The organism is Aeromonas enteropelogenes (assembly GCF_000819845.1).
Classification (GTDB): domain Bacteria; phylum Pseudomonadota; class Gammaproteobacteria; order Enterobacterales; family Aeromonadaceae; genus Aeromonas; species Aeromonas enteropelogenes.
Window position 1 is genome coordinate 18,561 of record NZ_CDCG01000026.1, and the last position, 9,256, is coordinate 27,816.

8 protein-coding genes and 2 tRNA genes are annotated in these 9,256 nt (G+C 60.2%); 5 read left to right on the top strand and 5 right to left on the bottom strand.

What is annotated here, in order from left to right:
- Positions 1-48 precede the first annotated feature (48 nt).
- The gene (locus BN1123_RS09010) at positions 49-672 is read right to left on the bottom strand and encodes a helix-turn-helix transcriptional regulator (protein ID WP_042026585.1); all 624 of its coding nucleotides are present in this window, start codon (positions 670-672) and stop codon (positions 49-51) included.
- 201 nt (positions 673-873) lie between these two features.
- Here BN1123_RS09010 and BN1123_RS09015 point away from each other — a divergent pair, with 201 nt between their 5' ends.
- Positions 874-2,127, top strand: coding sequence for an MFS transporter (locus BN1123_RS09015; protein WP_042026586.1), 1,254 nt, complete (start codon positions 874-876; stop codon positions 2,125-2,127).
- A 208-nt stretch (positions 2,128-2,335) separates the two neighbouring features.
- A complete protein-coding gene (locus tag BN1123_RS09020; protein WP_042026587.1) occupies positions 2,336-3,154 on the top strand; it encodes a Cof-type HAD-IIB family hydrolase in 819 nt (272 codons plus the stop codon).
- A 31-nt stretch (positions 3,155-3,185) separates the two neighbouring features.
- On the opposite strand, the gene BN1123_RS09025 is transcribed toward BN1123_RS09020, so the two are convergent.
- Positions 3,186-3,749 (bottom strand): DUF2799 domain-containing protein, encoded by a 564-nt coding sequence (locus BN1123_RS09025; protein ID WP_042026588.1) that lies wholly within the window; start codon positions 3,747-3,749, stop codon positions 3,186-3,188.
- Between the two features lie 206 nt (positions 3,750-3,955).
- Between BN1123_RS09025 and BN1123_RS09030 the strand changes: the two genes are divergently transcribed.
- Entirely contained in the window at positions 3,956-4,795 is an 840-nt protein-coding gene (locus BN1123_RS09030) for an isopenicillin N synthase family dioxygenase (RefSeq protein WP_026458659.1), read from the top strand.
- A gap of 237 nt (positions 4,796-5,032) precedes the next feature.
- The gene (locus BN1123_RS09035) at positions 5,033-6,346 is read left to right on the top strand and encodes a sodium-dependent transporter (RefSeq protein WP_042026589.1); all 1,314 of its coding nucleotides are present in this window, start codon (positions 5,033-5,035) and stop codon (positions 6,344-6,346) included.
- Between the two features lie 3 nt (positions 6,347-6,349).
- On the opposite strand, the gene BN1123_RS09040 is transcribed toward BN1123_RS09035, so the two are convergent.
- Complete coding sequence (locus BN1123_RS09040; protein ID WP_042026590.1) at positions 6,350-7,069, bottom strand: substrate-binding periplasmic protein; 720 nt, start codon at positions 7,067-7,069, stop codon at positions 6,350-6,352.
- A 410-nt stretch (positions 7,070-7,479) separates the two neighbouring features.
- On the opposite strand from BN1123_RS09040, the gene BN1123_RS09045 reads away from it, so the two are divergent.
- Positions 7,480-8,793: a sodium-dependent transporter gene (locus tag BN1123_RS09045; RefSeq protein ID WP_042026591.1), complete on the top strand. Its 1,314-nt coding sequence runs from the start codon at positions 7,480-7,482 to the stop codon at positions 8,791-8,793.
- 252 nt (positions 8,794-9,045) lie between these two features.
- Here the strand turns inward: BN1123_RS09045 and BN1123_RS09050 are convergent.
- Positions 9,046-9,121: transfer RNA gene (locus tag BN1123_RS09050), tRNA-Val, on the bottom strand.
- Positions 9,122-9,139: 18 nt separating this feature from the next.
- Positions 9,140-9,215, bottom strand: a tRNA-Lys gene (locus BN1123_RS09055).
- Between the last annotated feature and the right edge of the window lie 41 nt (positions 9,216-9,256).

A 9,256-nucleotide genomic window follows, 5' to 3' on the forward strand; every position in this document is an offset into this window, starting at 1 on the left:
ACAAAGCAGGCATCCCGGCGCCTGCTTTGTTGTTTCTGGCTTCCTGCATCAGGGCTTTGCCGGCCGGATCCGGTAGAGGCAACGATGATCCCCGTCCAGCAAGTATTGCTCCCGTTCGACCTCGGCCGGCGCCAGCAGCTGGCGAAACATCTCCAATTCACTGCGACAAAATCCCCGGCAGGCCCGGGCGGCGGCGCAGATGGGGCAGTGACTCTCCCACAACAGCCAGCTGCCATCCTCCTCCTGACGCATATCCGCCATATAGCCTTCACGTGTGCGAAGAACCTTCAATGCACTCAACCTGTCGGCCAGCCCGGCCTGGGTCAGATGCGCCTGATAACGAGCCAGCTGTTGCTGCTCCCGCTGCAGGATCAGCCGCTCCATGCCAACCTCGCCAAACAGCTGCTGGATGTTGTCGATAAGCTGCAGAGTCAGATCGCTGTGGGTATCGGGGAAGCGTTGCCAGGCCTGTTCGGTCAGGTGCCACAGCCGCACCGGACGGCCGCGACCACGAGCCTCGTCGCTAAACCCCACCCAGCCTTCGGCCTCCAACGCCATCAGATGCTGGCGGGCGCCCATGGAAGTCATCTGCAACTGCTCTCCCAGCGCGGCAGCACTCTGGGGACCATGGGATTTGAGCAGGAACAGGATCTTGTCGGTACTGGCATTCATTGGGTGACTCTCGCTATCGACACTGGGTTATCGACAAGTACGCTGCGGGGGAACTATGGCTCCTTGAGCAGGAACTTGCCGGTGCAGGTGTCCATGGGCTCATTATGGGAAGTGTGACTTTTTAAATCAACTATTCACTTTACTTAATATCACTTCTCAATCAACATAAATAAACCAATAACTTTATTTAATGAGGCTGACATGGAAGCACGCAAAGGACAGGCAACTCTCTGGGTATTGGTGATGACGGTGACACTGGCGGTGGCGGGTTTCAGCCTGCCGTCACCCGTACTGGCGCCGCTGCTGCTGGATCCGGCGCAGGGCATGTTGACGCCGGATACTTCGGACTGGAGCCGCAAGGTGTGGCTCGGCGTCATCATGGGGCTCTATCCGCTGTTTCAGTTGGTAGGCTCCCCCTGGCTGGGTAAACAGTCGGATCGCCACGGCCGCAAGCCGGTGTTGATACTCTGCCTGATCGGCGTGCTGGCGGGGTATGCCCTGATGGCGCTGGGGATCGCCTGGCGTTCTTTGCCACTGCTGTTGCTGAGCCGGATTGTGGAAGGCTTCTTCAACGGCAATATCGCCATCGTCCAGGCAATGGCGGCGGACATGAGCACCACCAAGACCAAGGCGCGTAGCTTCGCCTGGATCAACATCGGCATGAATCTGGGCTGGGTGCTGGGCCCCATGATAGGCGGCTACGCCGCCGTGATTTCGGGGGATTACAGCCTGGCCGCCTGGCTGGCGGTAGCCATGACCGCCATCAACCTGTTGCTGGCGTACTGGCTGCTCCCCAACCAGGCACCGGCGGCCACTCGCCAGCAGGCGCCCTCCCTCTCTTCCCGTGAGCTGCTGTTGCAACCCGCTCTGCTGCCCTACTTCGTGCTGACCCTGCTCAGCTATGGCGCCGTGCAGCTCTATTTCACCTACTTCAACGTCTGGTTGGTGGAGCGGCTGGCCTGGGATCCGGTGCAGCTGGCACAGGCCGCCGTACTGGTGAGCGTGCCCATGATGCTGGGCTCCTGGCTGGGTTCCCGCCTCGCCCGCCATTGGCGTGGCAGCAGTCTGGGGATTGTCGGCCACCTGGTGATGGCGGCAGGCATGCTGATGTTCGTGCTGCCGACCCACTGGTGGGGACTGGCACTGACCTTCATCCCCGCCGGCATCGGCATGAGCCTCGGAGAGCTGGCGACCTCGGTAGCCATCTCCAACCGCAGCCATGCCGAACAACAGGGGCAGGCGATGGGCATTTACCGCGGCCTGGCGGTAGGCAGCGAGATACTGGCGGTCGTGGTTGGCAGTCTGGTGCTGCTGGCAGGCACCGAATGGCCCTTCTATCTGGCCGCCCTCTGCGGTGTGCTATGCACCGCCGGTTTCTATGGCCTGCGCAGACGGGCCGATCGGCGACAACCAGTGGCAGCTGCGCCGAACCGGCTTGAAGTGCAGGCGGAGTGAGGAAGTAAAGAGTCTGCACTGTCGCCAGATCACAGATTGCCGTCCGGCTCCCTGTCAGGACTTGCATCCGCACGTCGGGTTTGGGAGGGTAGAAGCCTTGTCCCGTGTCGGATGCCGGTTCCGGAATGAACCAATAACCGACACGAACAACCCCATTCGCCGCGAGATGGTATGGCACCTCGCTCGGACCGACATTGCTGGAGATGATATGAGTAATTTTCAGGCCATTGCTCTTGATATGGATGGCACCCTGCTGACCCGGGATCACAAGATCTCGTCTGCTACCCGGGCGGCTCTTGATCAGGCTCGTACCCGGGGCATCAAGGTGCTGCTGGTGACGGGGCGCCACTTCATGACGGCGCGCCCCTTCCATCACGAACTCGCTCTCGATACCCCCATCATCTGCAGCAACGGCGCCTACCTATACGATCCGGAGCAGGATCGGATCCTGGATGGCGATCCCCTGGCGATCGCCCCCCTTGACCAGTTACTGGGACAGATTGAGGCCCAGGCGATGGGGGCCCTGTTTCACTTAAGCGAAGGCATTGGCTTTCTTGGCTGCGAGGAGCACGTTACCCGGATCCGCCACTGGTCAGCCCGCCAACCGGAACATCTCAAGGTCTCTCTGTTGCCGGCAGAAAATCCGGCAAGCTGGCTGGCGCAGCCAATTTGGAAGCTGGAGCTGTTCAACCAGGATCCGACTCGCCTGCACGCCTTCATGAGCAATGTGGTGGATGCCATGCCCTTCACCCGTGACTGGGCCGCCCCCTATGCGGTAGAGCTGGTGCAACCGGGCTGCAGCAAGGGCAACCGGCTGGCCCAGTGGGCCGAAAGTGAGGGGATCGCGATGGAAAACGTGGTGGCCTTCGGCGACAACAATAACGACCTCAGCATGTTCGAACAGGTCGGGCTGGCGGTCGCCATGGGCAATGCGGCGTCACAGATCCAGACGGCAGCGGATCGGGTCACCGCCGATCACAACGAGGACGGTATCGCCCTGGCGCTGCAGCGCTGGGTACTCTCCTGACCAGGTGCCGGGCCGGTCCTGCCGGACCGGTTCAGCCTCCGAAGGAGAACTGGATCACCCGATCCGGAAAGCGCAGCCGATCATATTCGCGGCGCAGGGATTCGTAATGACGAATGGCGCGATAGCGCTTGTCACGGTAGTACTGCCGCTGTTGGGTATCCTTTTCGCTGCGGATGCTGCGCTCAAGCTGATCGATCTCCCGCTCGCTGCGGGCCAGCTCGTTGCGAATTTCGCTCAGGCGGGTTTCCAGCTGATATTCCTGATAACCGCGCTGATACTGTTGCAGGAAGCTGGCATCGTTGGGACATACCCCCTGATAGGCGATGCCAGACTTGCCCTTGCTATAGGCGAGTTCCGGAATGCAGTAGAGCTCCAGCCCCTTGTTGTAACCCCGCAGCCACTCGCCCTCATCCACCCTGAGGCCATATTCGCCACAGGTGGCAACATAGTCCCGCGCCTGCTGACGGCTCTTGCCCTGCTCTCCATCCTGATACCCCAGGTTGTACCAGCTCATGGAACGGCACTCCTCTTCCGACAGCGAGCTGCAACCGGCGAGCAGCAAGGGCAGGGTCAACAACAGGATCTTGGGGGACATGAGAGGGCTCCGGAAAAGACAGTGGCTGGCATTCTAGTGAGGATGCCGGGTCGGAACAAGGGATGGAGGCGGGTTCTGACGGATACCTTTTTTTGACTTTTTTGTCACTATTTACGGTTTGCCAGAACCGGGCTCTCGGCCCGCTTTCCTTGGCGCATCGTGCGGGGTACACTGCGCCATCTTTTAACTGGCGCGTAACAAAAACAATGAAAGTCCTGACCGTCGATTACCGCTCGCCCGATGCGGCGCAGCGCTTTACCGAATCCCTGCGAACCACCGGCTTCGGGGTACTGACCAACCACCCCATCCCCAAGGAGCTGGTGCAGTCCATCTATGACAACTGGTATCGCTTCTTCATGAGCGAGCAGAAACAGGATTTTCTGTTCAATCGCGAGACCCAGGACGGCTATTTCCCGCCGTCGGTCTCCGAGGTGGCCAAGGGCCACAGCCAGAAAGACATCAAGGAGTACTTCCACATCTACCCCTGGGGTCAGATGCCGGCAGAGCTCAAGGATCAGGCGATGGAGTATTATGCCCTCGCCAACAACCTGGCCGCCGAGCTGCTGGGCTGGGTCGAGCAATACACACCGGCCGACATCGCCACCCACTACAGCTGCCCGCTCTCCTCCATGATTGAAGAGAGCCAGAAAACCCTGCTGCGGGTGCTGCACTATCCGCCGTTCGACGGCACCGAGGAGCCGGGCGCCATCCGCGCCGCCGCCCACGAGGACATCAACCTGCTGACCATACTGCCCGCAGCCAACGAGCCTGGCCTGCAGGTGAAGGGTTCCGATGGCGAGTGGATGGACGTGCCGTGTGATTTTGGCACCCTCATCATCAACATTGGTGACATGCTGCAGGAGGCCTCCCGTGGCTATTACCCCTCCACCACCCATCGCGTCATCAACCCGACCGGCGGCAGTGCCAGCAAGTCGCGCATCTCCCTGCCGCTGTTCCTCCATCCGCGGCCGGACGTGGTGCTCTCCGAGCGTCATACCGCCCACAGCTACCTGATGGAGCGGCTGCGGGAGCTGGGGGTGATCTGACCCGGCGCGACACGCCAACCAGACCTCAAACCGGAGCAAAAACGCTCCGGTTTTTATTTTTTGGCATGATTGCATGCAAAGATATGATTTATTGGTTAATCATGCCAAAAACTCTGTTTTCATCCCCATAAGCGTCGTTGTGATTGCCCGCCTCCCTCCGTAATCTGAGTGCCGTTCCAGCCCCATTTTCAGACCCTACTTTCTAGCCCCACCAAGGGGCGCTCGATTGGAGTTCTTATGAAGCAGTCCCAATGGTCATCCCGCCTCGGGTATATCCTGGCCGCCGCCGGCTCCGCAGTGGGGATCGGCGCTATCTGGAAGTTCCCCTATGTGACGGCAACCAATGGCGGTGGCGCCTTCCTGCTGGTGTTCCTGCTGTTCAGCTTCACCCTGGGTGTCATAGTACTGATGGGGGAGACCCTGCTCGGCAGCATGAGCCGCCGCGGGGTGGTGGGCGCCTTCTCCGAACTGCTCGGCAAGCGCTGGCGCTGGGTCGGCGTCATGGGCATTCTCTGTACCCTGCTCATCTTCAGCTTCTATAGCGTGGTAGGAGGCTGGACCCTGGGCTACACCGGCATGGCCATCTCGGGTCAGCTCAACCAGGGAGACGCAGCCGCCCTCACCGCCCGCTTCAATGACTACGTCAGCGATGGCACCTGGCCCATCCTCACTCACCTGCTGTTTGCCGCCCTCACCTGGATCGTGGTGCAAGGGGGGATCCAGCGCGGGGTGGAGCGCACCCTGCGCTGGATGATGCCGGCCCTGTTCCTGATGATCCTGATGCTGGTGGCATTTGGCCTGACCCTGCCCAATGCCATGGCGGGTGTGCGCCACTTTCTGATGCCCGATTTCAGCAAGCTGGGGATGTCCGGCGTGCTCGACGCCATGGGGTTGGCCTTCTTCTCCCTCTCCATCGGCCTTGGCATTCACACCACCTATGGCGCCTATCTGCCCTCCAGCGAAGGGGTCGGACGCTCCAGCCTCTGGGTCGTGCTGCTGGCCAGCATGATTGCCGTACTGGCCGGCTTGATGATCTTCCCCGTGCTGGCCGCGACCGGCATCGATCCGGCGGCAGGGCCCGGCCTCACCTTCATGACCATGCCAGCCGTATTCCAATTGCTGCCGTTCGGCCAGGGGCTGGCGGTCATCTTCTTCGGCCTGCTGGTGTTTGCCGCCCTCTCCTCTGCCATCTCCCTGCTGGAACACCTGCAGTGCTTCCTGTGCGAGAGCTGGGGCTGGTCCCGTCGCAAGGCCTGCAGCGCCATCACGGCGGTCATCATGCTCAACGGCATTCCGGTCAGCCTGTCGTTCGGCCCCCTGCAACATGCCACCCTGTTTGGCAAAACCATCTTTGAGCTGCTGGATTTCATCACCTCCAACCTGATGATGCCGCTGTTCGGCCTGATGGTGACCCTGTTGCTGGGCTGGAAACTGGGACGCAAGGCACTGCCGCAGGGGCTGGCAGCACACTGGCATCACCTGCTGATGAATGGTTGGCGCTGGTTGGCACCGCTGCTGATCTGCGGGATCCTGGTGCGAGGACTGGTCTGATCCTCAGCGCTTGTGGTCAGGGAGCCTGCCTTCGCGATGGGCGGCCCTGACCTTGTCGAGGGCCGCCTGCCAACGGGCAATCACGGCATCATCCTGTGACTTGCCAAAGGCGAGATACAACCAGGAGTCGTGCAATATGACCCCGCTGTTAGTGACACTCTTGGCAGACAGGCCCAGCCGCTCCAGCGCGGCATCGAGCACCATCTCCCCTACCGGCAGGGCGTCTATTTTGCCAAGCAGCAGGCGCTGCAAGGCTTCATCTACGGTCTGATAACGTACCAAATTGGTATAGCCCTCCCGGGTCAACCGCTCGTCATCGGCATTGCCCAGCACCACCCCGACTCTGGGCAGATGACGCAATTGGTCCAGCTGGGTCAGCGTTTGCCGGATGCCGGGAGGCTGGTAAATCACGACCCGATTGAGAAAAAGCGGCCCGACCCATTTGTAATGGGGAGCGCGCTCCGACGTCCATTGGGTCACAAACAGTGCATAGCCCGGCTCCAGCCTGGTCAGTGCCAACCCACGTTTGAAGGGATAGACCCGGATAGGCTGATGCTCGCCCAGTTCTTGCTGAACCTCTTCCACCAGTCGCACGGCCAGCCCATCCAGCTTGCCCTCATGGAGATGCGTAAAGGGGGGGAGCTCATGGCTGAGCAGCGTCAGGGCTGGCTGGGCCGAGAGACTCAGGCTGAGGAACAACCAGGGGATGAAGATCCATTTCATATGCAATCCTGCCTTTGCTGCTGCGATACCGGCTTGCGGCCACACACGCCATAGGAAACGAGGGGGATTATCCCCCAGCCATCAAGGACAAGGTAGCGAAGCGGCTGCCCGATGATCGCCCTGTGGGAAAATGGCGAGATAGACACATATAAAAATTTTTTATTTTATGTGTCAATTTTTCTTTCCATAGTTTAGGCTGTCGACTCGGTTTATTGCTCGGGTCATCTCTTCATGTCTGCCATCCTCGTGCTGTTTGGTCGATTTTTTAGCTCGCAAGAGAGGTGACCTTGCACGCACAGCTTGTCTGAAAGTTCATTGCAAAGGTCGCCTCGGGCGGCCTTTTTTGTTGTTGCCCATATTGTTGTTTATCCAAGGAGTATCGATTCGATGTTGCATTACCCGGAGGTTGCATGAGTCAGGTTCAGTGGTCTTCCCGTCTTGGTCATGTGCTGGCAGCCGCCGGCACGGCGATCGGCCTTGGCGCGATCTGGAAGTTTCCCTATGTGACGGCCACCAATGGCGGGGGCGCCTTCCTGCTGGTGTTTCTGCTGTTCAGCTTCACCCTGGGGGTGGCGGTGCAGGTCGGCGAAACCCTGCTCGGCAGCCATAGTCAGCGAGGGGTGCTCGGCGCCTTCCGCAAACTGGTGGGTCCGAACTGGCGCTGGATGGGGTACATGGGGATCCTGTGTGGCTTCTTCATCTACAGCTTCTACAGCGTGGTCGGCGGCTGGACCGTCGGCTATGCGGCACTGGCCGTGAGTGGCCAGCTCAACCTGAGCGAGGGAAGCGCCCTCACCGCCCTGTTCAACGGCTATGTCAGCAATCCCTGGTGGCCTGTGCTGACCCATCTGGTATTTGCCGGGCTGACCTGGTGGTTCGTACAGGGCGGGATCCAGAAAGGGGTGGAGCGGGCCCTGCGCTGGATGATGCCGGCCCTGTTCGTCATGATGCTGCTACTGGTCTGTGTAGGTCTCTCCATGCCTGGCTCCATGGCTGGGGTGCGCCAGCTGCTGCTGCCGGATTTCACCATGCTGACCGGCCAGAGCGTACTAGATGCGCTGGGACTGGCCTTCTTCTCCCTTTCTATTGGTCTGGGGGTACACACCACCTATGGCGCCTACCTGCCCAATAGCGAGGGGGTGGTGCGCTCAGGCGTCTGGGTGGTCACTCTGGCGAGCTTCATCTCGGTGCTGGCGGGCCTGATGATCTTCCCGGCGTTGGCATCGACCGGCATCGATCCGGCAGCAGGCCCGGGGCTGACCTTTATGACCATGCCTGCGGTATTCAACCATCTGCCGTTCGGTCAGGGACTGGGGATAGTCTTCTTCCTGCTGCTGCTGGTCGCTGCCCTCTCCTCCTCCATCTCCATGCTGGAGCATCTGGTGCGCTTCACCACCGAAGAGTGGGGCTGGTCACGCCGTGGGGCTTGCCGGGTGCTGACCCTGCTCATCATGGCCTCGGGCATCCCGGTCAGCCTGTCGTTCGGCCCCTGGAGCGATCTGACTCTGTTTGGCAAGACCATCTTCGAACTGCTCGACTACCTCACCTCCAATCTGATGATGCCGCTGTTTGGCCTGGTGCTGACCCTGCTGCTGGGCTGGCGGCTGGGAGAACGCATCCTGCCGGTCGGGTTGTCGCCCGCATTGCGGCTCGCCCTGCTCTGGTGCTGGCGCATCGTGGCCCCCCTGTTGATCTCCGGGATCCTGATCCGCGGCATCCTGTAAGCCCATGCCAGAGGGCTGGCCCTGGCCTGCCCTTTTTTCTTGTCCGGAATCCTGGATGAACCTTGGTAAAGCAAGCGAATATAGCCGCAGGCCATCATGATGACGACGGGTAGTGGCAGTAAGGCGAAGAAGAGAGAGGCTGCCATGCGGCAGAAGAACAGCCGGCACGCCGAACGACAGGCAAAAAAAATCCCCACCTGAGTGGGGATTTTTTCTGAAACATTGCTACAGGTTTCAGTGTTCTTGCAAAGATGGTGGTCGTTACTGGGCTCGAACCAGTGACCCCCTCCTTGTAAGGGAGGTGCTCTCCCAGCTGAGCTAAACGACCTGGGATATTGCTAAATGATGGTGGGTCGTGCTGGATTCGAACCAGCGACCAATTGATTAAAAGTCAACTGCTCTACCGACTGAGCTAACGACCCATCTGTATCATTTTTTAAAACTGGTGGTCGTTACTGGGCTC

Excerpts from the sequence above, each read along its gene's own strand:
- BN1123_RS09030 (WP_026458659.1), top strand. The coding sequence starts at position 3,956 with ATGAAAGTCCTGACCGTCGATTACCGCTCGCCCGATGCGGCGCAGCGC.
- BN1123_RS09045 (WP_042026591.1), top strand. The coding sequence starts at position 7,480 with ATGAGTCAGGTTCAGTGGTCTTCCCGTCTTGGTCATGTGCTGGCAGCC.
- BN1123_RS09015 (WP_042026586.1), top strand. The coding sequence starts at position 874 with ATGGAAGCACGCAAAGGACAGGCAACTCTCTGGGTATTGGTGATGACG.
- BN1123_RS09010 (WP_042026585.1), bottom strand. The coding sequence starts at position 672 with ATGAATGCCAGTACCGACAAGATCCTGTTCCTGCTCAAATCCCATGGT.
- BN1123_RS09025 (WP_042026588.1), bottom strand. The coding sequence starts at position 3,749 with ATGTCCCCCAAGATCCTGTTGTTGACCCTGCCCTTGCTGCTCGCCGGT.
- BN1123_RS09040 (WP_042026590.1), bottom strand. The coding sequence starts at position 7,069 with ATGAAATGGATCTTCATCCCCTGGTTGTTCCTCAGCCTGAGTCTCTCG.
- BN1123_RS09035 (WP_042026589.1), top strand. The coding sequence starts at position 5,033 with ATGAAGCAGTCCCAATGGTCATCCCGCCTCGGGTATATCCTGGCCGCC.
- BN1123_RS09020 (WP_042026587.1), top strand. The coding sequence starts at position 2,336 with ATGAGTAATTTTCAGGCCATTGCTCTTGATATGGATGGCACCCTGCTG.